Annotated in this window: 29 protein-coding genes; 16 read left to right on the top strand and 13 right to left on the bottom strand. The window is 71.1% G+C overall.

Translation table 11 applies throughout. From position 1 onward, the window contains the following. Positions 1-4: 4 nt before the first annotated feature. The 3 genes from ACWFR4_RS08595 to ACWFR4_RS08585 form a co-directional block, all read right to left on the bottom strand. On the bottom strand, positions 5-931 hold the full coding sequence (locus ACWFR4_RS08595; RefSeq protein ID WP_453651613.1) for a 1-aminocyclopropane-1-carboxylate deaminase/D-cysteine desulfhydrase: 927 nt from the start codon (positions 929-931) through the stop codon (positions 5-7). A 55-nt stretch (positions 932-986) separates the two neighbouring features. Further along, on the bottom strand, positions 987-1,577 hold the full coding sequence (locus ACWFR4_RS08590; RefSeq protein WP_453651611.1) for an N-acetylmuramoyl-L-alanine amidase: 591 nt from the start codon (positions 1,575-1,577) through the stop codon (positions 987-989). Positions 1,578-1,777: 200 nt separating this feature from the next. Then, on the bottom strand, positions 1,778-2,011 hold the full coding sequence (locus ACWFR4_RS08585) for a hypothetical protein (protein ID WP_453455251.1): 234 nt from the start codon (positions 2,009-2,011) through the stop codon (positions 1,778-1,780). A 211-nt stretch (positions 2,012-2,222) separates the two neighbouring features. Between ACWFR4_RS08585 and ACWFR4_RS08580 the strand changes: the two genes are divergently transcribed. The 3 genes from ACWFR4_RS08580 (at position 2,223) to ACWFR4_RS08570 (ending at position 5,544) form a co-directional block, all read left to right on the top strand. After that, positions 2,223-3,629, top strand: coding sequence for a family 2B encapsulin nanocompartment shell protein (locus ACWFR4_RS08580; RefSeq protein WP_453455254.1), 1,407 nt, complete (start codon positions 2,223-2,225; stop codon positions 3,627-3,629). 26 nt (positions 3,630-3,655) lie between these two features. Further along, the gene (locus tag ACWFR4_RS08575; protein ID WP_453651858.1) at positions 3,656-4,744 is read left to right on the top strand and encodes a family 2 encapsulin nanocompartment cargo protein polyprenyl transferase; all 1,089 of its coding nucleotides are present in this window, start codon (positions 3,656-3,658) and stop codon (positions 4,742-4,744) included. A gap of 188 nt (positions 4,745-4,932) precedes the next feature. Then, the gene (locus ACWFR4_RS08570; RefSeq protein WP_453651609.1) at positions 4,933-5,544 is read left to right on the top strand and encodes a GNAT family N-acetyltransferase; all 612 of its coding nucleotides are present in this window, start codon (positions 4,933-4,935) and stop codon (positions 5,542-5,544) included. Positions 5,545-5,572: 28 nt separating this feature from the next. Here ACWFR4_RS08570 and ACWFR4_RS08565 read toward each other — a convergent pair whose 3' ends face one another. Next, complete coding sequence (locus tag ACWFR4_RS08565) at positions 5,573-6,163, bottom strand: TetR/AcrR family transcriptional regulator (protein ID WP_453651607.1); 591 nt, start codon at positions 6,161-6,163, stop codon at positions 5,573-5,575. A gap of 233 nt (positions 6,164-6,396) precedes the next feature. On the opposite strand from ACWFR4_RS08565, the gene ACWFR4_RS08560 reads away from it, so the two are divergent. The 8 genes from ACWFR4_RS08560 to ACWFR4_RS08525 all read left to right on the top strand — a co-directional run bounded on the left by ACWFR4_RS08560 (position 6,397) and on the right by ACWFR4_RS08525 (position 12,753). After that, the gene (locus ACWFR4_RS08560) at positions 6,397-6,996 is read left to right on the top strand and encodes a dihydrofolate reductase family protein (RefSeq protein ID WP_453455263.1); all 600 of its coding nucleotides are present in this window, start codon (positions 6,397-6,399) and stop codon (positions 6,994-6,996) included. 101 nt (positions 6,997-7,097) lie between these two features. After that, positions 7,098-7,514 (top strand): YciI family protein, encoded by a 417-nt coding sequence (locus tag ACWFR4_RS08555; protein ID WP_453455265.1) that lies wholly within the window; start codon positions 7,098-7,100, stop codon positions 7,512-7,514. Further along, positions 7,508-8,734 (top strand): RNA polymerase sigma factor, encoded by a 1,227-nt coding sequence (locus ACWFR4_RS08550; RefSeq protein WP_453455267.1) that lies wholly within the window; start codon positions 7,508-7,510, stop codon positions 8,732-8,734. Before ACWFR4_RS08555 ends, ACWFR4_RS08550 begins: the two co-directional genes overlap by 7 nt. Positions 8,735-8,795: 61 nt before the next feature. After that, positions 8,796-9,134 (top strand): DUF952 domain-containing protein, encoded by a 339-nt coding sequence (locus ACWFR4_RS08545; RefSeq protein ID WP_453455270.1) that lies wholly within the window; start codon positions 8,796-8,798, stop codon positions 9,132-9,134. Between the two features lie 126 nt (positions 9,135-9,260). Continuing rightward, positions 9,261-10,175: a hypothetical protein gene (locus ACWFR4_RS08540; protein ID WP_453651605.1), complete on the top strand. Its 915-nt coding sequence runs from the start codon at positions 9,261-9,263 to the stop codon at positions 10,173-10,175. A gap of 85 nt (positions 10,176-10,260) precedes the next feature. Next, a complete protein-coding gene (locus ACWFR4_RS08535; RefSeq protein WP_453651603.1) occupies positions 10,261-11,706 on the top strand; it encodes an MFS transporter in 1,446 nt (481 codons plus the stop codon). Positions 11,707-11,731: 25 nt separating this feature from the next. Next, positions 11,732-12,271 carry a hypothetical protein gene (locus tag ACWFR4_RS08530; RefSeq protein WP_453651601.1) on the top strand — a complete coding sequence of 180 codons (540 nt, stop codon included), beginning with the start codon at positions 11,732-11,734 and terminating at the stop codon, positions 12,269-12,271. Next, entirely contained in the window at positions 12,268-12,753 is a 486-nt protein-coding gene (locus tag ACWFR4_RS08525; RefSeq protein WP_453455280.1) for an N-acetyltransferase family protein, read from the top strand. Before ACWFR4_RS08530 ends, ACWFR4_RS08525 begins: the two co-directional genes overlap by 4 nt. Here ACWFR4_RS08525 and ACWFR4_RS08520 read toward each other — a convergent pair. Together ACWFR4_RS08520 and sodN are read right to left on the bottom strand one after the other, a co-directional pair. Then, positions 12,733-13,569 (bottom strand): hypothetical protein, encoded by an 837-nt coding sequence (locus ACWFR4_RS08520; protein WP_453455283.1) that lies wholly within the window; start codon positions 13,567-13,569, stop codon positions 12,733-12,735. The genes ACWFR4_RS08525 and ACWFR4_RS08520 overlap by 21 nt on opposite strands. A 91-nt stretch (positions 13,570-13,660) precedes the next feature. Continuing rightward, on the bottom strand, positions 13,661-14,056 hold the full coding sequence (sodN, locus tag ACWFR4_RS08515) for a superoxide dismutase, Ni (RefSeq protein WP_453455285.1): 396 nt from the start codon (positions 14,054-14,056) through the stop codon (positions 13,661-13,663). A gap of 165 nt (positions 14,057-14,221) precedes the next feature. On the opposite strand from sodN, the gene sodX reads away from it, so the two are divergent. Then, positions 14,222-14,665, top strand: coding sequence for a nickel-type superoxide dismutase maturation protease (gene sodX, locus ACWFR4_RS08510; RefSeq protein ID WP_453455288.1), 444 nt, complete (start codon positions 14,222-14,224; stop codon positions 14,663-14,665). On the opposite strand, the gene ACWFR4_RS08505 is transcribed toward sodX, so the two are convergent. Further along, positions 14,569-15,198 (bottom strand): CGNR zinc finger domain-containing protein, encoded by a 630-nt coding sequence (locus ACWFR4_RS08505; RefSeq protein ID WP_372565308.1) that lies wholly within the window; start codon positions 15,196-15,198, stop codon positions 14,569-14,571. The two genes, sodX and ACWFR4_RS08505, sit on opposite strands and share 97 nt — an antisense overlap. A 91-nt stretch (positions 15,199-15,289) precedes the next feature. On the opposite strand from ACWFR4_RS08505, the gene ACWFR4_RS08500 reads away from it, so the two are divergent. Next, positions 15,290-16,063, top strand: a complete 774-nt coding sequence (locus ACWFR4_RS08500) for a class I SAM-dependent methyltransferase (RefSeq protein WP_116510054.1) — start codon at positions 15,290-15,292, stop codon at positions 16,061-16,063. Positions 16,064-16,141: 78 nt separating this feature from the next. Here the strand turns inward: ACWFR4_RS08500 and ACWFR4_RS08495 are convergent, their stop codons facing one another. The 3 genes from ACWFR4_RS08495 to ACWFR4_RS08485 are packed head-to-tail and all read right to left on the bottom strand — an operon-like array spanning position 16,142 to position 18,852. After that, the gene (locus ACWFR4_RS08495) at positions 16,142-16,903 is read right to left on the bottom strand and encodes an amino acid ABC transporter ATP-binding protein (protein ID WP_453455290.1); all 762 of its coding nucleotides are present in this window, start codon (positions 16,901-16,903) and stop codon (positions 16,142-16,144) included. Then, positions 16,900-17,847, bottom strand: a complete 948-nt coding sequence (locus tag ACWFR4_RS08490) for an amino acid ABC transporter permease (protein ID WP_382998299.1) — start codon at positions 17,845-17,847, stop codon at positions 16,900-16,902. The genes ACWFR4_RS08495 and ACWFR4_RS08490 overlap by 4 nt, the downstream gene beginning before the upstream one ends. 42 nt (positions 17,848-17,889) lie before the next feature. Continuing rightward, the gene (locus ACWFR4_RS08485; RefSeq protein ID WP_453455293.1) at positions 17,890-18,852 is read right to left on the bottom strand and encodes an ABC transporter substrate-binding protein; all 963 of its coding nucleotides are present in this window, start codon (positions 18,850-18,852) and stop codon (positions 17,890-17,892) included. A gap of 581 nt (positions 18,853-19,433) precedes the next feature. On the opposite strand from ACWFR4_RS08485, the gene ACWFR4_RS08480 reads away from it, so the two are divergent. Both ACWFR4_RS08480 and ACWFR4_RS08475 read left to right on the top strand, forming a co-directional pair. After that, positions 19,434-20,678 carry an NAD(P)-dependent malic enzyme gene (locus tag ACWFR4_RS08480; RefSeq protein WP_453455295.1) on the top strand — a complete coding sequence of 415 codons (1,245 nt, stop codon included), beginning with the start codon at positions 19,434-19,436 and terminating at the stop codon, positions 20,676-20,678. A 123-nt stretch (positions 20,679-20,801) separates the two neighbouring features. Next, the gene (locus tag ACWFR4_RS08475; RefSeq protein WP_100595910.1) at positions 20,802-21,764 is read left to right on the top strand and encodes a zinc-binding dehydrogenase; all 963 of its coding nucleotides are present in this window, start codon (positions 20,802-20,804) and stop codon (positions 21,762-21,764) included. 89 nt (positions 21,765-21,853) lie between these two features. On the opposite strand, the gene ACWFR4_RS08470 is transcribed toward ACWFR4_RS08475, so the two are convergent. Further along, positions 21,854-22,894 carry a helix-turn-helix transcriptional regulator gene (locus ACWFR4_RS08470; protein WP_453455297.1) on the bottom strand — a complete coding sequence of 347 codons (1,041 nt, stop codon included), beginning with the start codon at positions 22,892-22,894 and terminating at the stop codon, positions 21,854-21,856. Position 22,895: 1 nt separating this feature from the next. Next, positions 22,896-23,789, bottom strand: a complete 894-nt coding sequence (locus ACWFR4_RS08465; RefSeq protein ID WP_453455300.1) for a DUF4097 family beta strand repeat-containing protein — start codon at positions 23,787-23,789, stop codon at positions 22,896-22,898. A gap of 178 nt (positions 23,790-23,967) precedes the next feature. Between ACWFR4_RS08465 and ACWFR4_RS08460 the strand changes: the two genes are divergently transcribed. Beyond that, positions 23,968-24,816: a hypothetical protein gene (locus tag ACWFR4_RS08460; protein WP_453455302.1), complete on the top strand. Its 849-nt coding sequence runs from the start codon at positions 23,968-23,970 to the stop codon at positions 24,814-24,816. Positions 24,817-24,840: 24 nt separating this feature from the next. Here the strand turns inward: ACWFR4_RS08460 and ACWFR4_RS08455 are convergent, their stop codons facing one another. Then, complete coding sequence (locus ACWFR4_RS08455; protein WP_453455304.1) at positions 24,841-25,023, bottom strand: DUF6104 family protein; 183 nt, start codon at positions 25,021-25,023, stop codon at positions 24,841-24,843. Positions 25,024-25,093: the final 70 nt, after the last annotated feature.

Genomic DNA, 25,093 nt, shown 5'->3' with positions numbered 1-25,093 from the left:
GCCGCTACGGAGAGGGCGTTCCCGTGACGACGGCCATGAGCCGGGTGCCCGGCGCGAACGCGCCCTCCCCGGTGAGAGTGAGCAGCCCGTACAGGAGTTTGGCCACATAGAGGCGCTCGACGGGCAGGCCGTGACGCTGCTCGAAGTCCTCGGCGAAGGCGAGGAGGGCGGGGGTGGTGCGGCCGTAGCCGCCGCAGTGGAAGCGCTCGTCCAGGGACCAGTCGCCCCGCGGACCGCCGAACGCCGCTTCCTGGAGGGTGCGTATCTCGTCGCCGAGGAATCCGCCCTTCAGGACGGGTATGCCGAGCGCTCGCTGCCCCTCGCCGAGCCCGGCGGCGAGTCCGGCGAGCGTGCCGCCCGTGCCGCAGGCGACGCCCACCACGCCGGCGGCGCCTTGCAGTTCCTGCCCGAGCTCCGCGCAGCCGCGGACGGCCTCGGCGTTGCTGCCGCCCTCCGGGACGACGTAGGGCGTGTCCCTGCCACCGTCGGGCGGCGCCACCTCGCGCAGGATGCGCGCGAGCGTGGCCGGATCCCGCTTCTCCCGGTACGTCGTCCGGTCGACGAAGTGCAGGCGCATACCGTCGTCCGCGCAGCGCGCGAGAGAGGCATTCAGGGGCTGCCCCGCGAGCTCCTGGCCCCGGACGACACCGATGGTCCGCAGGCCCAGGAGGCGGCCCGCGGCGGCCGTGGCGCGCAGGTGGTTCGAGTAGGCGCCGCCGAACGTGAGCAGCGTGCCATGGCCCGCGGCGGTCGCCGCTGCCAGGTTCGGGGCCAGCTTGCGCCACTTGTTGCCGGGCAGGTCGGGGTGGATGAGGTCGTCGCGCTTGAGCAGGAGCCGCACGCCGTGACGGTGGAACCGGTCGTCGGCGACCGGCTCCACCGGCGAGGGCAGCCGGGGGTGCAGGGGCGGGCACGGGAGGTGCGGGGTCACCTGCTCATTGTGCAAGCGGGAGGGCGCGGGCCGCGCGGCCGTGTGCGGAGGGCGGCTACTTGAGCCGGTCGCGGATGCGCCCTCGCATGGAGGCCATCGTGAAGCCGCGCGGGTCGACCTTGCCCGGCTGCCACTCCAGGTGGCCGATCACCGAGCGCTCCGTCCAGCCGTGATGGCGGCACACCGCGGCCGCCGCCCTCTCGATGGCCTCCAGCTGCGCGGTGGGCCAGGGGTCCTCGCCGTCGCCGAGGTTCTCGCATTCGAAGCCGTAGAAGTGGCGGTTGCCGTCCGTGTTCGCCTCGTTGTCGTGGGGCAGCGCCTTCTCCGCGATGACCGCCCGCAGCACGTCGTCGTCGCCGAGACCCGCGTGGTTGGCCCGGCCGTAGCCGACGAGGTGGACGCGGCCGTCCTTCGTGATGAGGCCGTGGCACAGCGGCCCCGGCAGGTCCGCGCGCCCCTTCCGGCAGAGGTCGACGGTCTGCTTGCTGCCCGACGTCACGGTGTGGTGGATCATCACGCCGTTCACCGGGCCCCAGGGTCCCTTGTGGTTGCGGTTGTGGTGTCTCCAGTCGCCGACCTCGACCACCGTCAGGCCTTCGCGCCTGAGGGCGTCCAGGAAGCTGCTCGCGGACATGGGTGGGGCCATGCCGCCTCCTTCGCGGGGCGCGACGGAAGCGGGGCGCGTCCGTCTCGTACGCCGCTTGTACCCGAACCGGCCCACCGGAACTACTTGTTCGCATCGCGTGCGAGCCGTTCCGGTCATCGCGGGCTGTTCCGGTCAGGGGGAGCGCAGGCGTACACGCGTACGTGCCTACGTGCGGTCGGATGGGAGGCGGTGCGGCGGCCTCAGCTCCGCAGGAAGCCGTCCCCGTGTTCCGCGATGTGGTGCTCCAGGGCTCCGAGCGCGGCCTGGGTCGCCTCGGGGGTGCCGGTGCCCTTCCGCTCCGCGTAGTAGGTCGCGCCCAGCTTCTTCAGGAGGTCGCCGCCCGCCCGCTGCGCCTGCACCTCGTCCAGCTTCTGCTTGCCCTGCGTGAGTCCTCGCTGCGCCTGCTCCTTGGCGCGGTCCAGGAAGCCTGTCATTGCTGTCTCCCGTCATCAGTGCCTCGGTGTACCGGTTGAACGCCCGCCGGGATCTTGAAGTTCCGCCGTCCTGAAGTTCCCTACCCGGAAAAACGGGCATCGTGCCCCGTCCACTCTCACCCAACCCCGCTCGTTTGTGTAATGGCGCGGCCACAATGCGTGCTGGAAGTCTTGTCGCCGCAGGTCAGTTCTTGATCGGGAGGCATAGCCCATGTCGGTAGGCGAAGAAGTCCGCACGGAGCAGGCCGGGCCGCAGCAGAGTCTCGGCACATCCGCCGCGCGGAATCTGGCCACCACCACCAAGTCCGCGCCACAGATGCAGGAGATCAGCTCCCGGTGGCTGCTGCGGATGCTGCCCTGGGTGAACGTGCAGGGCGGCACGTACCGGGTGAACCGGCGGCTCAGCTACTCGGTCGGCGACGGACGCGTGACGTTCGTGAAGACCGGAGACCAGGTGCGGGTCATCCCCGCGGAGCTCGGCGAACTGCCGGTGCTGCGGGACTACGGGGACCAGGAGGTGCTCGAGGAGCTCGCGGTGCGGTGCCGGCAGCGGGAGTACGCGCCGGGTGAGCTGCTCGCCTCGTTCGGCAGCCCCGCGGACGAGGTCTTCCTGCTGGCCCACGGCAAGGTCGAGAAGGTCGGCACCGGCCCCTACGGGGACGACGCGGTCCTCGGGGTCCTGGCCGACGGGGCGTACTTCGGCGAGCAGGCGCTGCTCGACCCGGAGGCCATCTGGGAGTACACGGCGCGCGCCGTGACCGCGTGCACCGTGCTCGCGCTGCCCCGCCAGGACCTGGAGCAGGTCTCGGAGCGCTCCGAGAGCCTCGCCGGGCACCTGGGAGCGCTGCGGTCCATCCCGGCGCAGCGGGCGAACAAGTTCGGCGAGAAGCAGATCGACGTCTCCGCCGGCCACGTCGGCGAGGCGGTGCTCCCGGGTACGTACGTCGACTACGACGCGGCGCCCCGCGAGTACGAGCTGAGCGTCGCCCAGACCGTCCTGCGCATCCACTCGCGCGTGGCGGACCTGTACAACCAGCCGATGAACCAGACGGAGCATCAGCTCCGGCTCACTGTCGAGGCGTTGAAGGAGCGCCAGGAGCACGAGCTCATCAACAACCGGGAGTTCGGCCTGCTCAACAACTGCGAGTACGAGCAGCGGCTCCAGCCGCACGACGGCGTGCCCAGCCCGGACGACATGGACGAGCTGCTCAGCCGCCGCCGGGGATCGAAGCTGTTCCTCGCCCACCCGCGTGCCATCGCGGCGTTCGGGCGCGAGTGCAACAAGCGGGGGCTCGTTCCGGAGTCCATCGACATGGGAGGCAACCGCATCCCGACCTGGCGCGGGGTGCCGATCTTCCCGAGCAACAAGATCCCCGTGTCCGACGCGCGCACGACGTCGATCATCTGCATGCGTACCGGCGAGGAGGAGCAGGGCGTCATCGGCCTCCAGCAGGCGGGTATCCCGGACGAGATCGAGCCGAGCCTGTCGGTGCGGTTCATGGGCATCAGCGAGCAGGCGATCATCTCGTACCTGGTGACGACGTACTACTCGGCGGCGGTGCTCGTGCCGGACGCGCTCGGCGTCCTGGAGAACGTCGAGATCGGCAGGTGGCGTTGAAGCTCAAGACGCAGACGAAGCAGTCCATAGCGCCGCAGCAGCAAGGGGGACCGGGCGGACGGGACGCAGAGGTGGCCGCGGTCGGCCAGGAAGCGGCGGTGATCCTGGCGCAGGCCAGGGCGCAGGTCGACCCGGAGCTGCGCGGGGCCGTGGAGACCCTGCCCGCGTCGCTGCGCCGCATCGCGCGCTACCACTTCGGGTGGGAGCAGGCGGACGGCACCGCGGCCGCGGGGCACGCGGGCAAGGCCATCAGGCCGGCGCTCGTCCTCGCCGCGGTACGGGCGCTGGGGGGCGCTCCGGAGCTCGCGGTACGGGCGGCGGCGGCCGTGGAACTCGTCCACAACTTCACGCTCCTGCACGACGACGTCATGGACCGGGACACCACGCGCAGGCACCGGCCGACCGCGTGGACCGTCTTCGGGGACGCCGACGCGATCCTGGCGGGCGACGCGCTCCAGGCGCTCGCGCAGCGGCTGCTCGCCGAGGACCCGCACCCGGCGGCCCGGCCGGCGGCGGTCCGGATCGCGGCCTGTGTGATGGAGCTGTGCGAGGGCCAGGTCGCCGATGTCGCCCTGGAGAGGCGTGAACCGGACCAGGTCACGCTGGACGAGTGCCTCGTCATGGCGGAGGCGAAGACGGGCGCGCTGCTCGGCTGCGCCTGCGCGGTCGGGGGGCTGTACGCGGGGGCCGGAGAGGAGGAGGTCGCTGCCCTCGACGGGTTCGGCAGACAGGCCGGGCTCGCGTTCCAGCTGATCGACGACGTCATAGGGATCTGGGGGGATCCGGCCCGTACGGGCAAGGCGGCGGGCGCCGATCTCGCGGTGCGCAAGAAGTCGCTGCCGGTGGTGGCGGCGCTGGCCTCGGGTACGCCCGAAGCCGGTGAACTGGCCGCGCTCTACGGGGTGGTGGGACCGGAGGACGGCCCGCCGAAGGAGGGGGAGCTGGAGGCCATGGCGCTGGTCGTCGAGCGCGCCGGGGGGCGCGACTGGGCGCAGCTGCACGCGGCGGACCGGATGTCCCGGGCCGTGCACCAGCTGTCCAGGGCGGTCCCGGCACCGGAGGCCGCGGACGGACTGCTGTCGCTGGCGGAGTTCGTGACGCGGCGTAGTCACTAGGGGTAATCCATCAGCAGGGGAGGGGAAGGGAGTTGAGATGACGACGGGCCCCGCACTCCGGGAGGAGCGCGGGGCCCGTACACGCGTGCGGAACCGATCGCCTAGGCTGCAGCGGGCCGGCGCGAGGCGGCCGACCGGCGCAGGGACACGGCCCGTTGAGGCGGGCCGCGACGTGAGGGGGCGGGGCCATGGGCGTGGCGATCAGGAGGGCCACGGAGGGCGATCGGGCGGACCTTGTGCGCCTGCTCGACGAGGCGTTCATGGACGACCCGGTGAGCGGCTGGGTCTTCCCCGGCCTTGCGCACCGGCGCCGCAGGCACGCCGGACTCATGGCGGCGTTCACCGACATCTCGCTGAGCGAGGGATATGTCGACATCACCGAGGACGGCGCCGCGGCCGCGCTCTGGCTGTCGGTGCCCTCCCGGCCGCACGGGACGGGCGGCCCGGACGAGGGCGACGACGGCCCTGCGCAGCTGCGCGCCGCCGTGGACCCGGACAACGAACGGGTCGAGGAGATTGGCCGGTTGACCGCCGGGATCCACCCGCGCGACCGCGCGCACGAATACCTGTGGATGATCGCCGTGGACCCGGCGCGACAGGGCCAGGGCCTCGGCACCGCGCTGATGGAGCCCGTCCTCGACCGCTGCGACCGCGAGGGCGTGGCGTCGTATCTGGAGGCGAGCAGCGACCGTAGCCGTGTGCTGTACGAGCGGCTCGGCTTCGCGTGCACCGGCAGCGGGATCGCGCTGCCGGACGGGCCGACGATGTGGCCCATGTGGCGGGACCCGCAGGTGAGTTGAGCCCCGGCAGCCATCAGGGTGGCGGCGGCTACTCCTGCGGCACGATCGTGCGGACGATCCGGTCCATGAGCCCCTCGGGGACGCTCACGCCGGGCACGGCGCCGTCCAGCATCCCCGGCATCGTCAGGTGTTCCAGGATGAGCCCCAGCGCGGCGAGGTAGAGCACGGTCACCGTCTCCGCGCCGCCGGGGAGCCCGGACTCGGTGTGGAACGAGATCCCGAAGTCCAGGTCGCCGCGGAGCGACTTCATGAGGGACGTCCGCAGTTCGGGTCTGCGCCCCGCCTCGAGACGCATCTCCATCATGGCCAGATAGCCCGTGCGGTCGCGCTGGGCGCGGCCCAGCAGATCGTGCATGAACGCGGCGACCAGCTCGCGGTCCCGCGGCCGCCGAAGGAGTTCCGCGACCACCGCCGGGTCCGGGGCCAGCCGCTCGTGCAGCCATGCGTCGATCTGGTGCAGCAGGTCGTCCCGGCTGGTGAAGTAGTTCGACGACGTGCCCGTGGGGACGGCCGCCGCCGCGTCCACCGCGCGGAAGGTCAGGCCGCGCGCGCCCTCGGCCGCGAGCACCTCCACCGCGGCGTTCACCAGGGCCACCCTGCGCTCCGCGTTCCGTGCCATCTGTGTGCTCCTTCTGACCGGAGATCCGGAAGCCCGCCGAACCGGATTCCTGAATCCTCTTGCAACCACTACAGATGAAGCACTATAACTGCAGTTGTTCGAGCGGGGTCACGGCTTCGGGGCACGGCTTCGGAGTCACGGCTTCGAGTCGCGGCCTCGAGTGGAGCGACCGGCACGGAAGCCCGTACAGCGGCCCACCCGAACCCCCCTGTCACCTGCGGAAAGAGACCCACTTGCGAAAGCTCACGTACTTCGTCGCCGTGTCGATCGACGGATTCATCGGCGGTCCCGACGGAGACGCGAACGCCTTCATGCCCTTCGTGGACAAAGGGTTCCTCGAGTTCCTCAAGGCCGAGTACCCCGAGACCATCTCGGCTGAGGGACGGCGGATCCTCGGTCTCGAGCACCTGGCCAACAGGCGCTTCGACACCGTCATCCAGGGCCGGGCCAGCTACCAGGTCGGCCTCGACGCAGGCCTGACCAGCCCGTACGGGCACCTGCGCGAGTACGTCGCGGCGCGCTCGATCGAGAAGTCCCCCGACCCGAACGTGGAGATCGTCGCCGATGACGTCGTCGGCAAGGTCCGCGAACTGAAGGCGGAGGACAGCGAGTTCGGCATCTGGCTGTGCGGCGGCGCGACGCTCGCCGGTGTGCTCGCCGACGAGGTGGACGAGCTGGTGATCAAGACGTACCCGCTGGTGTTCGGCTCGGGTATGCCGATGTTCGGATCCGGGTTCGCGATCGGCGAGTTCGCCCTGGAGGAGAACCGGACGTTCGGCAACGGCGTGATCGTGCGGACGTACAGCAGGAAGAGGCAGGGGCTCCCCGGCTAGAATTTTTCTCCGGGCGGTGTCGAGAACGCTGCTGCCGCTCCGACGTCTCCAGTGAAGCCGCCCGCGCCCGGCGGGCGGCTTGGCCGAAGGAGCGCACAGCCATGAAGTACCTGATGATGGTGACGGGCACCCAGCTCGACTACGAAGCCATGGCGGGCAAGGCGTCCGAGGGCAATCCGGCCTGGGGCGAGAAGGACATCCAGACGATGTTCGCCCACATGCAGAAGATCAACGACGACCTCGCCGAGACCGGCGAGATGCTCGCCGGCGAAGGTCTGGCGGAGCCCGCGAAGACCCGGTTCGTCACGCCGGACGCGGAGGGGCGACCCGTCATCAGTGACGGCCCCTACGGGGAGACGAAGGAACTGCTCGCCGGTTTCTGGATCCTCGAGTGCGAGAACCTCGACCGCGTCACCGAGATCGCCAAGCGCGTGGCCGAGTGTCCCGCCCCCGCGGGCGCACCCGTCCGCCCCGTCGTGATCCGCCCCATCCTGGACAGTGGTGGCGACCTTTGCTGACCACGCCGACCGAGGACCTGCTGCGCCGCCAGGCGCCGCAGGTCCTCGGCGCGCTGGTCCGCCGCTACGGACACTTCGACGCCGCCGAGGACGCCGTGCAGGAGGCCCTGCTCGCCGCCGCACGCCAGTGGCCCGACGCCGGGGTGCCCGACAACCCGCGCGGCTGGCTCATCAAGGTCGCGTCCCGCCGCCTCGTCGACACCCTGCGCAGTGACGACGCGCGGCGCAGGCGCGAGGAGGCGGACGCCGCGCTCACCCCGCGCGACGCGTTCACGGCCCCGCCGCCCGGCGAGAGCCGCGCGCCCTCCGAGGACGACACCCTCACCCTGCTCTACCTGTGCTGCCACCCGGAGCTGACCCCCGCCGCCCAGGTCGCCCTCACCCTGCGCGCCGTCGGTGGCCTCACGACCGCCGAGATCGCCCGCGCCCACCTGGTCCCCGAGCCGACGATGGCGCAGCGCATCAGCCGCGCCAAGCAGCGCGTACGAGGCGTACGGTTCCGCCTGCCCGAGGACTGGCGCGAGCGGCTGCCCGCCGTGCTCCAGATCCTCTACCTGATCTTCAACGAGGGGTATACGGCCACGTCCGGGCCCCAGTTGCAGCGCGCCGACCTGGCCCGCGAGGCGATCCGGCTGACCCGGGCCGTGCGGGAGCTGCTGCCCGGCGACGGCGAGGTCGCGGGGCTGCTCGCCCTCATGCTGCTGACCGACGCCCGCCGCGCCGCCCGCACCGACGCGGCGGGCGAACTGGTCCGACTCGACGAACAGGACCGCACCCTGTGGGATCGCGCCGAGATCGACGAAGGCGTCGCGCTGGTCGCCCTCGTCCTCCCGCGCGGACCGGTCGGCCCGTATCAACTCCAGGCGGCCATCGCCGCGTTGCACGACGAGGCGGCCGACGCCGCGGAGACCGACTGGCCGCAGATTCTCGCCCTCTACGACCTGCTCGTGCGGGTCGTGCCCGAGGGGGAGGCGATGGCCGCGCTCGGCCGGGCCGTCGCCGTCGCCATGGTGCACGGCCCCGAGGCGGGCCTGACGGAGACGGACAAGCTGGTGGACGCCCTCGGCGGGCACCACCGGCTCGCCGCCGTCCGGGGCCACCTCCTGGAGCTGGCCGGGGACCGCGACGCCGCGCGGGCGGCCTATCAGGAGGCGGCGGGCGGCACGCTCAGCCGCCCGGAGCAGCGCTACCTCCAGCTGCGGGCGGCCCGGCTCGGCTGAGGCGGCCGCGTCGGCAGAGGGGCGACACAGGCCCGAGCGATCAGCTCGTAGGTTGGTGGGCATGACCGAACTCCTGCACATCACCGAGCGCTCCCTGTGGGACGCGGCCCGCGCGTCCGGCGCCTACGAGATGTCCACGCGCGGCAAGACCCTCGCCGAGGAGGGCTTCATCCACTGCTCGCTGGCGCACCAGCTGCGGGGGGTCGCCGACTTCCTGTACGGCGGGTACGACGGGCCCGACGAGCTGGTGGTGCTGGTCATCGACAGCGAGCGGGTGTCCGCGCCGGTCAGGTTCGAGGCGCCGGAGCCGGGTGCCGACGAATTCCCGCACATCTACGGGCCGTTGCCGGTCGAGGCCGTCACCGAGGTGCGGGTCTGGGGCGGCGGGCCGGTCCGCTAAGGTCCCTTCGGTTCGCCCTTCAGTCGGACGGACGTTCGGATCCGGGGGCGGCTCGCCCCCGACGGGGACGGGCCGGCGCGAGCCGGCCGAGGGGGTTCGGTGCGCGTACGGCGAGGGGGCGGCCCCGTGGGGGTCGCGGCGGCGATGGCGGTGGTCCTGCTGGCGGGGTGCGACGGTGCGCCGTCCGGCGGGCGGCGGACGGCGGACGGAGTCCCGATCGTCCGCGAGGCGAAGGACCTGCCCGAACTGCCTCTGCACCGCTACCAGTTCACCGCCGAGGACGACGAGGCGTACGGCACGCTCCAGCGCGCCCGGACCCTCCTCGCACAGCGGTGCATGCGCGACTTCGGCTTCGCCGACTTCCCGCGCGACCCGAAGAGCCCGAATCCCGGCGCGTTGGCCATCGTGGCCGTGAACCGGGATCCCGCGGGGGAGTTCGATCTGGGGAAGGCGCGGCGCTGGGGGTACGGCTGGGACCCGGAGCGGGACGTCGATGTCGAGCCCGGGGGCCGTCGTATGACGGTCGACGAGTCGTACGTCTACCGGGGGCACCGGACGGGCGGGAGGCCGACGATCCTCGGCAGGCGTGTTCCAGAGGAGGGCTGCCTGGGCCGCGCGGACAAGCGCCTCTACCGCGGTGTGCGAGACCTGCGCCGCACGTGGGCGTACGTCTCGCGGCGGGAGGTCGTCCTGGAGACGGCGGCTATGAAGGACAAGCGGATGCGGCGCGTGCTCAAGGCCTGGTCGCAGTGCGTCGTGGACAAGGGGCTCAAGCGGTACGCCACCCCCGACGACGCCTTCCGTGACAAGGCGTGGAAGCGCGACGACGGTGGCAACACCTCGCATTCGCGACCGGAGCTGAACACGGCCGTCGCCGACATCGAGTGCAAGCGCGAGCACAACACGGCCGGGGTGTGGTGGTCCGTGCTGTCCGAGGAGCAGCGGGCCGACCTCGCGCGCCACAGGTCCGCGTACGAGTCGGTGCGGCGGGGCCAGGAGACGGTGCGGGACAACATGCGCGAGGTACTCACCACCACGTAACGGTACTGCAGTTCCCTTTAGGCTCTCCGCTCTGCTACGTTTGGCATGCCTTAACGGGAACGTAGAACCATTTAAGGAGTGCCCCATGTCGGCGCCCACGCAGACCGCCCCCGCCCCGGCCGTCGCACCCTCCCCGCGTATGACGGCCCGCCAGAAGCTCGTCCTCACCCTCCTCCTCGGCGCCCAGTTCATGATCGCCGTGGACTTCTCGATCCTGAACGTCGCGCTGCCCGTCGTCGGCGAGGGGCTCGGCTTCTCGCTCTCCCGTCTCCAGTGGATCGCCACGGCGTTCGCGCTCGCCGCCGCCGGGTTCACGCTCCTCTTCGGCCGCGTGGCCGACCTCGTGGGCCGCAAGCGGCTGTTCCTCGCCGGCATGGCGGTCCTCGGCGCCTCGTCCTTCCTGGGCGGCCTCGCCACCTCGCCCGAAGTCCTGCTCGTGGCGCGGGTGTTGCAGGGACTCGCGACCGCGGCCGTCACCCCGGCCGGACTCGCCCTCCTGACCACCGCCTTCAAGGAGGGGCCGCTGCGCGAACGCGCCCTCGGCCTCAACGGCGCCCTGATGTCCGCCGGGTTCACCGCGGGTGCCATCCTCGGCGGGCTCCTCACCGACCTGCTCTCCTGGCGCTGGGCCTTCTTCGTCAACGTCCCCGTCGCCGCCCTCGTCCTCGCCCTCGCCCCGTCCGTCATCACCGACTCGCGCCCGGACCGCCGCCCGCGCCTCGACGTACCGGGCGCCGCGACCGTCACCGGCGGACTCCTGCTCCTCGTCTACGGGCTCACGCAGGCCGGCGAGACCGGCTGGGGCGCCCCCGCGACCCTGGCCGCGCTCCTTTCCGGAGCCGCGCTCCTCGTCGCCTTCCGGTTCGTCGAGAAGCGGGCCGCCGCGCCCCTCGTCCCGCTCCACGTCCTCAAGCGACGCACCGTGATCTGGGGCAACGCGGCCGGGCTCATCGCCTTCGTCACCGAGACGTCCCTCGTCTTCCTGCTCACGCTCTACCTCCAGGAAGTCCTCGGCTACTCGCCGCTCGCGACCGGGCTCGCCTTCGGCGTCCTCGGGCTCGGCACCGTGATCGGCGGCACGCTCGGCGGCCGCGCCGTCGGACGCCTCGGCAACCGGACCACGATCGTCGTCGGCGGCGCCGTCCAGGCCGTCGCGACGCTCGCCCTGGTGGCGCTCGGCACGTCGGGGGCCTGGATCTGGCTGCTCCTCGCGGCCACGTTCGTCGGGGGCGTCGGCAACATGCTGGTGATCGTCGGCTTCATGGTGACGGCCACGTCCGGGCTGCCCGACGAGGAGCAGGGCCTCGCCACCGGCCTCGCGACCATGACCCAGCAGGTCGGTATCACCCTGGGCATCCCGGTGATGAGCGCGATCGCCACGGCCCGCATGGGCGGGGCGATCGGTCCGGACGCGGTGCTGTCCGGAGTCTCCACGGCCGTACTCGTCAACTCCCTCCTGGTGGCCGCGGGTTCGGCGCTCGCCGCGCTGTTCCTCGCGCCCCGGCGACCGCGTGACAGGGCGGACGCCTGAGCCCTCGGCCCTGCATGATGGGGCCATGTCCGACCACACGGAGAACACAGCCGCAGCACCGGCCCTCCCGGTGGCCGTCGACCAGGACGCGCTCCTCGCCCTCGCCGACGGCCACCACGCGCGCGCCGTACGCCCGTTGGGCAGCGGTGAGCACGGCGGTCACCTCGTCAAGACGTACGCCATCGAGGCGCCGGGGCGCGCGGTGACGGAGCGGGACGTCGCCGCGGTCATGCCGCTCGTCGGCGCCCACCTGACGCTCGGCGCCGTCCGGGGCTCGTTGGGCCTCGCCATGGTCCTGCTGCACGCCGGGGGAGACGGCGACTACGTCCTCGTCCACACCTGGATCGAGGGCCACATGTCCGACCTCGCGGTCTTCACCGGACCCGCGGGCCACCCGGAACTGCTACGGCCCGGCCGCACCGGCCTCGCCCCCTGCGTCCGGGAGGCGGCCGTACTCGCCCATGAGCGCACCGCGTTCACCCGCCACGTCCTCGACGGCCCAGGCCCCCTCGCGGACCGCCTCGCCGACTGGTCCGCGGACGTCACGAAGGAGGACGCCCGGTGACCGACGCACAGGTGAGCGTGCGGCACGCCCGACCCGGCGACCTGCCCCAAGTGGCCCGGCTCGCCGCGGAGCACGCCGCATACGAGAAGGCGGACCCCCCGGCGCCCGGCCTCGCCGACCGCCTGCACACGCTCCTGTTCACCACCGCCACGCCCCGCCTGCGCTGCCTGGTCGCGGAGCCCGCCGACGGCACGCTCGTCGGCTACGCGACCTGCGAGCCCGCGATCTCCACCTGGGACGGGTGCGAGTACCTCCACATGGACTGTCTGTACCTCCGCCCCGGCCACCGCGGACTCGGCCTCGGACCGCTCCTCATGGACGCCGTGGCGGCGGAGGCCCGAGCACTCGGGATCGCCGAGATCCAGTGGCAGACGCCGGTCTGGAACGACGGGGCGATCCGCTTCTACCGGCGCCTGGGCGCCCGCGAGAAGGACAAGCTCCGCTTCAGCCGGCCGTCCTCCTCAGACCCCGTCGGCCAGTAGCCCCCGCAGCGAGTCCGCCATCGCCGCCACGAACGCGTCCCGTGTGCCCGCGTCGACCAGATCCAGGGACAGATACGGATTGAGGTCCTCCAGCTCGACCAGGAGCAGCTCGCCCTCCGGCGTGCGGCACGCGTCCACGCGCTGGATGCCGTGACCGATGGTGTTCCAGTCGACGAACTTCTGCGCGAACTCCCGGTCCGCGTCGGTGGGTTCGTACGGTTCGAGGACCCACCGCTCGTCCGGCCGGGGCGCGTACAGGGCGTACTGGAGCGTGCGGTCGACGAAGTAGAACGACACCTCGTACCGGAAGCGGATCCGCGGCTGGACGAGGACGCCGTCGAACTCCAGGCCGGGCAGCGCCTCGCGGCCGACGAACGCGAGACCGATGGAGTCGGCGCCGAGCAGCGGCTTGACCACGTACTCGTCCGCCTCGGGCAGCAGAGGGAGATCGGCGGCGCGGGCGACGGTCGGGATGACGGGATACCCGGCGGTGGTCAGGTCGAGCAGATACCCCTTACCCGCCATGTCGGCCTTCCCGGACAGCGCGTTGTAGACCCGTACCCCGCGCGCGAGCGCCTGCTCACGGAACGCGTCGTAGGCGGCCTGATAGTGCAGCACGGGCCCGCTGTTACGCACGACGACCGCGTCGAAGCCGTCCATCAGCGCGGCGGCGTCCAGCGGATGGCACAGCGCCACGTCGAAGTCCTCGCGCAGCCGCGCCGAGAGGGCTATGTCCTCGTCGCAGTAGCGGCGGCCACGGGCCGGGTACGCGAGATCGGTGACGTAGAGGATGCGGGGGCGACGCGAGTGGTCCATCCGGGCGACGTTACCCGAGCGGGCCGAAGACGCCGACAGCACCCGGCTCCGCGCGGACGCCGGGTGCTGTCGGACAGGTGACGCGAAGGCGTCAGGCCTTCTTCGTCTCCCAGAAGATCTTGTCGATCTGGGCGATGTAGTCCAGAGCCTTCTGGCCCGTCGCCGGGTCGCTCGACGCCTTGGCGGCCGAGAGGGCCTTCAGGGTGTCGTTGACCAGCTGGCTGAGCTCCGGGTACTTCTCGAAGTGCGGGGGCTTGAAGTAGTCGCTCCACAGCACCGACACGTGGTGCTTGGCGAGCTCGGCGCGCTGCTCCTTGATGATGATGGCGCGCGTCTGGAACTGTGCGTCGTCGTTGGCGGCCATCTTGTCCTGGACGGCCTTGACCGACTCCGCCTCGATGCGGGCCTGGGCCGGGTCGTACACGCCGCAGGGCAGGTCGCAGTGCGCGCTGGCCTTCACCTTGGGGGCAAACAGGCGGGAAAGCATGTAGCTGTCCTTCCTCGTGATCGTCTTCTCAGGTGGGACATTACTCCGTGGCAGAGGGGTTTTCTCGGGTGCCCCCATGGGCTTAGGGCAAAAGTCCAGGGCCGGACCGGGACTGATGGAGGATGGGACCGGAGGTCCGGCGGGCGGAACCGGGGAGGATGTCTGATGCCTGAGACGGCAAAGGAGACGCGGGAGGCCAGGGTGCCGTTTCAAATCATCGAGGTGGACGGGCCGTCCATGGTGCCCACGCTGTATCCCGGCGACTGGATGCTCGTGCAGCACGGCACCCGGGTACGGCCGGGGGACGTGGTCATCCTGCGCCACCCCTTCCAGCAGGATCTGCTCGTGGTGAAGCGGATCTCCGGGCGGCGGGAAGGGGGTTGGTGGGTGCTCGGCGACAACCCCGACGCCGGCGGCGACAGCGAGGTGTACGGGGCGGTGCCCGACGACCTCGTGCTCGCCAAGGTGCGCGGGCGCCTGCGCCGCCGCAAGCCGTGGGTGGAGGGCGAGCGTCAGCGGTCCGTGGTGGCCGTGGCCTCGTGGGCCTTCTCGGCGCTGCGCCCCGTGCTGTCCGACCGGTCCGCCTCGGCGCGCTTGCGGGCGCGGTAGGCGGCGACGTTGGCGCGGGTCGCGCAGCGGTCCGAGCAGTAGCGCCGGGAGCGGTTCGTCGACGTGTCCAGGTAGGCGTTGCGGCACGGCGACGCCTCGCACAGGCCGAGGCGGTCCACGCCGTACTCCGTGAGGTGGAAGGCGAGGCCCATCGCGGCGATGGCCGCGTATCCCGCTGTCGCGTTCGACGGGTGGTCCGCGAGGTGCATGTGCCACAACGGGCGGTCGTCGTCGTCCCGGTGGTCGTGCCCGGAGATCTGCGGGCTCACCGGGAACTCCAGGAGGAGCGAGTTCAGCAGGTCGACCGCGAGCGTCTCGTCGCCGCCGTCCGCCGCCTCGAACACCGAGCGCAGGCGCGCCCGTACGCCGCGGAAGCGGGTCAGGTCGGCGTCCGTGGCGCGCCGGGCCGCCGACTGGTTCGCGCCGAACAGGTCGCGCACGGCTTCGACCGTGGTCAGGGAGTCCTTGCCTCGCCCCGGCTCCTCGCTGTTGACCAGACGTACGGCGTAGTCCGAGTAATAGGCCAGTTCCACTTGTAGTCCTTACCGGGGCGGTCTATCTTCGTCAGTGACGGGAGTAATAGCTGCTCTTGCTTCGAGGGTATTACGTACGGGAGGGTTCTCGATGACGGGATCTACGGAAACCGCCGGAGTCACCGCCGACTGGCGCGCCTGGCAGGACAGCTGGGACCGGCAGCAGGAGTGGTACATGCCCGACCGCGAGGAGCGGCTGCGGGTCATGCTCGACATGGTGGAGGCCTTCGCCGGGCCCACGCCGCGCGTGCTCGACCTCGCGTGCGGTACGGGAAGTATTACGGACCGGCTCCTGAAGAGGTTCCCCGGAGCCACCAGTGTCGGCGTCGACCTCGACCCCGCGCTGCTCGCCATCGCCGAGGGCACCTTCGCGGGCGACGACCGCGTCACCTTCGTGACCGCCGACCTCAAGGACCCGCACTGGGCCGCGCGGCTGCCGCACACCTCGTACGACGCGGTCCTCACCGCCACCGCCCTGCACTGGCTGCACAACGAACCGCTCGCCACCCTCTACGGACAGATCGCCGGCCTCGTCCGCGACGGCGGTGTCTTCATGAACGCCGACCACATGATCGACGACACCACGCCCCGGATCAACGCCGCCGAGCGCGCCCACCGCCACGCGCAGATGGACCGCGCCAAGGCCTCCGGCGCGCTCGACTGGGCCGAGTGGTGGGCCCTCGCCGCCAAGGACCCGGTACTCGCCGGACCCACCGCGAAGCGCTTCGAGATCTACGGGGAGCACGCCGACGGCGAGACCCCGTCGGCCGACTGGCACGCCCGCACCCTGCGCGCCGCCGGGTTCGCCGAGGCCCGCCCGGTGTGGCGCTCGCCCTCGGACGCACTGGTGCTCGCGGTCAAGTAGCCCTGCGCATCCGCGCATACAGGAGGGGGCGGTGCGGACATGGTGTCCGTACCGCCCCCTCCTTCCGCGTACGCGGAGCTACAGCACCTTCGACAGGAAGGACTGCGTGCGCTCGTGCTGCGGGTTCGTCAGGACGTCGCGCGGGTGGCCCGACTCGACGACCACGCCGCCGTCCATGAAGACGAGGCTGTCGCCGACCTCGCGCGCGAAGCCCATCTCGTGCGTCACGACGATCATCGTCATGCCGGACTCGGCGAGGTCACGCATCACGTCGAGGACGTCGCCGACGAGCTCGGGGTCGAGGGCCGATGTCGGCTCGTCGAAGAGCATCAGCTTCGGGTCCATCGCCAGCGCACGGGCGATCGCCACGCGCTGCTGCTGGCCGCCGGAGAGCTGCGAGGGGTAGTTCCCCGCCTTGTCGGCGAGACCCACGCGCTCCAGGAGCTCGCCCGCCCGCTGCCGCGCCTGCGCCCGGGACTGGCGCTTGACCTGGACCGGCGCCTCCATGACGTTCTCGAGAGCCGTCAGGTGCGGGAAGAGGTTGAAGCGCTGGAACACCATGCCGATGTCCCGGCGCTTGAGCGCGACCTCGCTGTCCTTCAGCTCGTAGAGCTTGTCGCCCTTCTGCCGGTAGCCGACCAGTTCGCCGTCGACGTAGAGCCGGCCGGCGTTGATCTTCTCCAGGTGGTTGATGCACCGCAGGAAGGTCGACTTGCCGGAGCCGGAGGGGCCGATGAGGCAGAAGACCTCGCCCTCCTTGACCTCGAGGTCGATGCCCTTGAGGACCTCGACGTGGCCGAAGGACTTGTGGACGCCTTCGGACTTCACCATGGCGGTCATGCCGTGACCCCCTTACGGTTCGAGAGCGACAGCAGGTTCGCCTTGATCTTCTGGAACGGCGTCGGAGGAAGCGAGCGGCTGGAACCGCGGGCGTAGTAGCGCTCCAGGTAGTACTGGCCGACGCTCAGGACCGACGTCATCACCAGGTACCAGGCAGCGGCCAGGAAGTACATCTCCACCGGCGCGCCGGAGGTCTGGCCGATGTCCTGGGCGTAGCGGAAGAGTTCGTAGAACTGCACCGCCGACACCAGCGAGGTCGTCTTCAGCATGTTGATGACCTCGTTGCCCGTGGGCGGCACGATCACTCGCATCGCCTGCGGGATCACGATCCGGCGCAGGGTCTTGGAGTGGCTCATGCCGAGGGCGTGCGAGGCCTCGGTTTGGCCCTCGTCGACCGAGAGCAGGCCGGCGCGGCAGATCTCCGCCATGTACGCGGCCTCGTTCAGGCCGAGTCCGAGCAGCGCCGTCAGGAACGGCGTCATGAACGAGGACCAGTAGTCCTTGTAGATCGGGCCGAGGTTGATGTACTCGAAGACCAGGCCCAGGTTGAACCAGACGAACAGCTGGACCAGGACCGGCGTACCGCGGAAGAACCAGATGTAGAACCAGGCGATCGACGACGTCACCGGGTTGCGCGAGAGGCGCATCACGGCGAGCAGGATGCCGCCGGCCACACCGATGACCATGGAGATCACGGTCAGCAGCAGGGTCTGGCCGACGCCCCTGAGGATGCGGTCGTCGAAGAAGTAGTCCGGGATCGCACCCCAGTTGATCTTGCCCTGGGCGAACGCGTAGATGATCGCCGCGAGCGCGGCGATCGCGACGACGGCGGCCACATAGCGGCCGTAGTGCCGGACCGGGATCGCCTTGATGGCCTCGGGGCCCGCCTTGGGCGGCGGCGGGACGTCCTCGGGCCCGTCCGTCTTGTCGATGTCAACAGACACGGGTGTTGCCTTTCAAACGGCTGGGTGACGAAAGGGACGCGGTCACTTGCCGCCGTTGACGGTGGCTTCCTTGACCGCGCCGGCCTCGACGCCCCACTTGGCGATGATCTTCTCGTACTCGCCGTTCTTGATGACGGCGTCGAGCGCCGCACTCAGGGCGTCCCGCAGCTGGGTGTTGCCCTTGGCGACGGCGATGCCGTACGGGGCGGCCTCGACCTGGTCACCGACGATCTCGAAGTCCTTGCCGCCGCCCGAGGTCTTCACCGCGTACGCGGCGACCGGGAAGTCGGAGGAGCCGGCGTCCGCGCCGCCCGCGCGCAGCCGGGTCTGGGCCTGCTGGTCGTCGTCGAACGACTCGATGGCGAGCTTCTTGCCGGCCGGGCACTTCTTGGCCTGCGCCTTGGCCAGGTCGTGCGAGACCGTGCCGCGCTGGACGACGATCTTCTTGCCGCACAGGTCGTCCCAGGTCTTGATGCCCTGGGTCTTGCCCTTCGGCGTGTAGATCGAGACGCCCGCGTCGAAGTAGTCCACGAAGTCGACGCCCTCGCCGACCTTCTTGCCGGTGTCGGAGTCGACACCGTTCTGCCGGTCCTTGGTGTCCGTCATGGCAGACATCGCGATGTCGTAGCGCTTGGAGCGCAGACCCGTGATGAGGGTGTCGAACGTGCCGTTCTGGAACTCGAACTTCACGCCGAGCTGCTTGCCCATGGCGGCCGCGAGGTCGGGGTCGATGCCCGCCGTGTTGCCGGACTTGTCCTTGAACTCGACCGGCGCGTACGCGATGTCGGAACCGACCGTGATGACGCCCTTGTCGCGGATCTCCTTGGGGAGCTTGTTCGCGAGCGGGGCGCCCTTGGTGGAGTCGGCGGGCGCGCTCTTGTCCTTGGTCTGGTCACCGCAGCCGGACAGCAGCAGAGTGCCGGCGACCGCGATCGCGCCGACCACGGCAATCCGGGACTTCGCGGACTTCGCAGCGGTCGAACGACGGGTGGTGCTTGCGGTCATTTCTGGTTCCTCCGGCAGGGTGAGGGAGTAGCCGATGCAGAGATCCGGCACACACCTTCGAGTGTCGCGACCTCGTGTGATTACGGCATCTTGCCATTCGGATCGGGCCATTCAGGGCCCTTGTTATGTCAAAATCGGATAACGGGTTACCCCCGTACCGCTCCCGGACCCCGACAGGTCGGTACATCGCCCCAACGGGTGAGCGAATATCTGCGGCGACAGCGCCGTCAGGCCGGAAGATCTGCGGCCCCACGGTTCGCGTCTCACCATGTGGGCGACGCCCCATCGGCTTTGAGCTCGACTTGAGGTCCGGCCCCTAATATCCGGATCCTTGGCTATGAGTCATGTCACCGCGCTGTGATCGATCACAAATGGACTCGTCCGGGGTGGCGTCCGTCAGGTAAGAAGGTTCTTTACACCCCTCATCCGGGGCTCAGGGCGCGCGTGCGGCGCGCCCATCGCGTACCGACCCGTACGAGTGCAAGACACCCGACATCTGGGTCATACGCGGTGCCCGCCCGTTCCTCAACCAGGAGCGGACCCACCCTCAACTGATGATTAAGACTTAAGGGGTCATACAAGTGGCAGCGGAGATCGTCAATCCTCGCAGCGACGCCGGTTCCGGCCAGGCCAGTGCGGGCCCGGCGCATACCGGCAACGAAAGCGCCGAAGAGCCCTTCGATCCGGCCTTCGCACTGCACCGCGGCGGCAAGATGGCCGTGCAGGCCACCGTGCCGGTGCGTAACAAGGACGACCTGTCCCTGGCGTACACGCCGGGCGTCGCGAAGGTCTGCTCCGCGATCGCGGAGAATCCCGAGCTCGTCCACGACTACACGTGGAAGTCGTCCGTCGTTGCCGTCGTCACCGACGGCACCGCGGTGCTCGGCCTCGGGGACATCGGTCCCGAGGCGTCCCTCCCGGTGATGGAGGGCAAAGCGATCCTGTTCAAGCAGTTCGGCGGCGTCGACGCGGTGCCGATCGCGCTCGGCACGACCGACACGGACGAGATCATCGAGACCGTCGTCCGCCTCGCTCCCTCGTTCGGCGGTGTGAACCTCGAGGATATCTCGGCGCCGCGCTGCTTCGAGATCGAGCGCAGGCTCCAGGAGCGGCTCGACATCCCGGTCTTCCACGACGACCAGCACGGCACCGCCGTGGTCACGCTGGCGGCGCTGAAGAACGCGGCCAAGCTCAGCGGGCGCACGCTCGGCGAGCTGCGCGCCGTGATCTCGGGCGCCGGTGCGGCCGGTGTCGCCATCGCCAAGTTCCTCCTCGAGGCGGGGCTCGGCGACGTGGCGGTCGCGGACCGCAAGGGCATCGTCAGCCGGGACCGCGAGGACCTCACGGACGTCAAGCGCGAGCTGGCCGAGCTCACCAACAAGGCCAACATCACGGGTTCGCTCGAGACCGCGCTCGCCGGCGCGGACGTCTTCATCGGCGTCTCCGGCGGTACGGTCCCGGAGCCCGCGGTCGCCTCGATGGCGCCCGGCGCCTTCGTCTTCGCGATGGCCAACCCGAACCCCGAGGTTCACCCGGACGTGGCCCACAAGTACGCGGCGGTCGTCGCGACCGGGCGCTCCGACTACCCGAACCAGATCAACAACGTCCTCGCCTTCCCCGGCATCTTCGCCGGTGCGCTCCAGGTGCGGGCGTCGCGGATCACCGAGGGCATGAAGATCGCGGCTGCGGACGCGCTCGCCGACGTGGTCGGTGACGACCTGGACGCCGGGTACGTCATCCCCTCGCCGTTCGACGAGCGGGTCGCTCCCGCGGTGACCGCGGCCGTCGCCGCCGCCGCGCGCGCCGAGGGCGTCGCCCGACGCTGACCACGCCGCAGGCCCCGACCGCGCCCCGTGCGCCACGGATCGACTCCGTGGGACACGGGGCGCGGCGCGTGTCACAGCCCTACGGTGTTCCGCACGGCACCCGGCGGACCTAGGGTCAAGGTCATGTTCGCTGCCTACGCCGCCCGAATCGACCGTGACCAGCCGCTGAACGGCCTTGAGTTGGGGGATCGCCCGGCCCCCGAGGCCCGCCCCGGCTGGACGACCGTGAACGTCAAGGCCGCCTCCCTCAACCACCATGACCTGTGGTCCCTGCGCGGGGTCGGGCTCGGTGAGGACAAGCTCCCGATGATCCTCGGCTGCGACGCCGCCGGGATCGACCAGGACGGCAACGAGGTCGTCCTGCACTCCGTCATCGGCCAGGCCGGTTACGGGGTCGGGCCCCGGGAGGGCCGGTCCATCCTCACCGAGAAGTACCAGGGCACCTTCGCCGAGCAGGTGACCGTGCCCGAGTGGAACGTACTGCCCAAGCCCAAGGAGCTCAGCTTCGAGGAGGCGGCCTGCCTGCCGACCGCGTGGCTGACGGCGTACCGGATGCTGTTCACCAACGCCGGTGTGCGGCCCGGTGACTCCGTGCTCGTGCAGGGCGCCGGCGGCGGGGTCGCCACGGCCGCGATCGTCCTCGGCAAGGCGGCCGGTCTCAAGGTCTTCGCGACCAGCCGCGACGAGGCCAAGCGCAAGCGCGCCCTGGAGCTCGGCGCCGTCGAGGCCGTGGAGTCGGGTGCGCGGCTGCCGCAGCGCGTGGACGCCGTCATCGAGACGGTCGGCGCGGCCACCTGGTCGCACTCCATCAAGTCGCTCAAGCCCGGCGGCACGGTCGTCATCTCCGGCGCCACCAGCGGCGACCGTCCCTCGCACGCTGAGCTGACCCGCGTCTTCTTCCTGGAGCTGAAGATCGTCGGCTCGACGATGGGCTCGAAGGACGAGCTGGAGGACCTGCTGTCGTTCTGCGCGGCCACCGGCGTGCGCCCCGTGATCGACGAGACTCTCCCGCTGGACCGCGCCCGCGAGGGCTTCGAGCGGATGGAGGCCGGCGGTCAGTTCGGCAAGATCGTGCTGACGGTCTGACCCAGCCGCACCTTGTCTGACCTTGTCGGACCTGTGAGGGTCGAGGGGCAGCGCCCCTCGACCCTCCCCGCCCCCGGCCGTCGTGCGGGTCAGCCCTTGGGTGTCCGCAGGGACGCCCCGATGTGCGCCGCCGCCTCCGACAACCAGCGCCGGGCCTCGCGGAATTGATCCTCCGTCACCCCGTGGTCCCTGGCCGTGTCGCGGATGTCGTCGCGGAAGCGGTCGAGGAGGCGGTCCAGATCACGGGCCGGGTCGCCGGTCGAGTCCTCGTGGCTCCACGACGGCAGATACTCCGCGGGGATGTCGTCATGGGTGACCCGCACCTCGGGCCCGGCGGCGTCCGAACGGGCCGCGCCGCCCGTCTCCTTGCCGAAGTACTTGCCGAAGTCGCCGAACTCCTTGGCCAGTTCGGTCAGGCCCTCCCGGACCCCCGTGGGCCAGTCGCCCTGCGCGAAGTGGTCCTGGACCTGGTCCTGCACCCGCTTCGCCAGACGCTCGACCTGCTCCTGCGCCTGCTCGCGAGCCTGCTCCTGCGCCTCCTTGGCCTGCCGGCGCGCCCGCTGGGCCTCCTCGCGGGCCCGGCGGCTCTCGTCCTTCGCGCGCCGCGCCTGCTCCTTCCACTCCTGCCGGGCGCGGCGCAGCTCCTCCTTGGCCGCGCGCCACGCCTCCTTGTCCCCGAAGTCCTGGAGGTCACCGAACGGGCCCGGCCGCTCGCTCTTGCCCGTGGTCGTCCCCGACCCGTTCCTCGCCTCCGAGGCGGCCGCCCGCATCTCGCGGCGCAGATCGCCCGCCGCGCCCCGCACGTCGTCCCGGATCTCGGCGGCGAGCTCCGCGACGGACTCGCGGATCTCCAGCTCCAGGTCGGCCAGTTCACCGCTGCGGTCGGCCAGCTCGGCGCGGCCCGCGTCGGTGATCGAGTAGACCTTTCTGCCGCCCTCCGTGGTGTGCGTGACCAGGCCTTCGGCCTCCAGCTTCGCCAGGCGCGGGTACACCGTGCCCGCCGAGGGCGCGTACAGGCCCTGGAAGCGCTCCTCCAGGAGCCTGATCACCTCGTACCCGTGGCGCGGGGCCTCGTCGAGCAGCTTCAGGAGGTACAGGCGCAGGCGGCCGTGGGCGAAGACGGGGGGCATGTCAGAGCACCTTCTTGTCGGCCGGGCCGCCGGCGGCGGCGTCAGGGGCGGTGGGGGAGTCGGCGGCGGGGGTATGGGCGTCGTCCTCCGCCGGAGGTCGCCGCAGGAGCGCGATCGATCCGGAGACCGTCGTCGCCTTCAGCTTTCCGCGGCCCGTGCCGAGTCTGCCCGTGATGCTCTTGGCGCCCCAGTGGCCGCCGACCCGCAGATCCTCGAAGGCGTTCGACACGGATCCGCTCGCCGTGTTCGCCTCGACCTCCGCGTCGGCGGGGTGCGGGAGGCGGATCGCGATCTCGCCCGAGACGCTCGTCAGGTTCACATCTGTCGCCCGGTCGGCCGGGTCGAGGTCCACGATCATCGAGCCGCTCACCGAGTCGGCCCGCACGGAGGGGCCGGCGCCCTCGACGACGGTCAGGTCCCCGGAGACGGAGTTGAAGCGCAGATCCCCTGTCACAGCCTGGGCCTCGACATTCCCGGAGACGGTGTCCGTACGCACATCGCCCGCGACGCCGACCAGTGTCGTGTCGCCGGTGACGCCCTTGACCTCCGTACGCCCCTGTATCCCGGACACGACCGCGCCGGCGCCGACGACGCCGACCTCGACTCCGGTACGGGCCGGGACCGTCAGGGACACGACCGCGCTGCGGCGCCAGCCCTTGGGGTCGAGCCACTTGAGGAAGCCCTTCCAGGGCAGATCGTCGTACGCGACGGTCAGCACGCCGTCCGTCAGGGTCACCTGCAGCGGTGGGCCCTCGATCCCGGACACCTCCAGGCGGGCGGAACCTTCGTCGGTGCCCACGACGTTCACCGTTCCGTTGACGATGCGTACGTGGAGCGTCGTCACGGGCTCGTCGAAGGCGAGCTTGTGGGGCTCTGCCACGGACCACTCGGGCATGGTGCGACCTCCTCGGCGGGACGGATCGGGAGCGGACGCGTTGTATCGCACCCTTGCGAGACACGATATATCGCGGATACGGAAAGTCAAGACAGTCGCGACTGGATTCCGTCGCACGGGCCACCCCGCACAGGGTATTCATGGGCCAAACCGCACAAACTGACCTAGCGTTGTGTGCATGCCGCCCGACGCCACCGCCGACTCCGCCGGCATCCCCGCCCCGCAGGCCAGGGCCGCGGGAGCGATGCTGCTGTGCCGCGCCGACCCCGCCACGGTCGGGCCCGCCGCCCAGCTCCTGCGCGAACGCGTGCTCCTCGCCCAGGCGGGACCCGACTGGAGCGTCCTGGTCCCCGAGGGCAAGCCCTGGCTGCACGGCGGCGAACGGGTCGACAGTGTCCTCGCGGGCTGGGCCGCGGCCCTCGCCGTCAGCGTCCCCTGGCCGGTGCTCGCCCTGTGGTGGGACGCCGAACACAGCGGCTACACCCTCGCCTCGGGGTTCCGCCGCCCCGTCGGCTACGTATGGCTGGCGAACGGCACACCCGTCGGCGAGGACGAAGCGATGCGCACGTTCGCCGCGCGCCTCGGCCTCGACCCGGTCCTGGACATGCAGTCCCTGGAGGAACTCACACGGTCCGACAGCGGGGCGGACGCCCGTGCCCGTCTGCTCGGCCTGCTCGCCGTCCTCACGCGCGCGGGGCTGGTTCTCCCTACAGGCCTGACCCCCGGCGAGCCCGCCGACCGGCTGCGCGAGGTCGCGCGGGTGCAGCCCGGCGCCGAACACATCGAGTGGTCCGGCTGGCGCGACGCCGTCCGCGCGGAACTCGACGTCGTCGAACGCAGCGCCATCGGACCCTGGCTGCGCGGCCCCAAGGCGCGCACAGCGGCGGCGGGCCAGCTCGCCGTGGGCATCCCGCTCACCGTGTGGGGCCTGCGCCGGCGCGGCACCGGCTGGGCGGTCGCGGGCGCGCTCCTCGTCGTACACGGCGCGCTCGGCCTCGCCTACGACCGGCTGCGCGCCTGGGACTGAGGCCTGCTCCCGGGACGGGACCTGCTACTCGTCGTCATCCTCGTCGTCGAGCCGTGCCAGCCATGTCGCCAGCCGCTCGACCGGCACCTCGAAATCCGGGTTCAGGTCGACGAACGTGCGCAGCTGCTCGGCGAGCCACTCGAGGGTGACCTCCTCCTCGCCGCGCCGCTTCTCCAGTTCCTCGATGCCGCGGTCGGTGAAGTACATGGGCCAGTCGCTCCTGGGGTGATACGGACGTGGGGCCCGGAACGACGTTCCGGGCCCCACAATCGTACGT

It is taken from the genome of Streptomyces sp. NPDC055140, from assembly GCF_053607285.1.
This window is presented reverse-complemented; position numbering and strand designations above follow the sequence as displayed.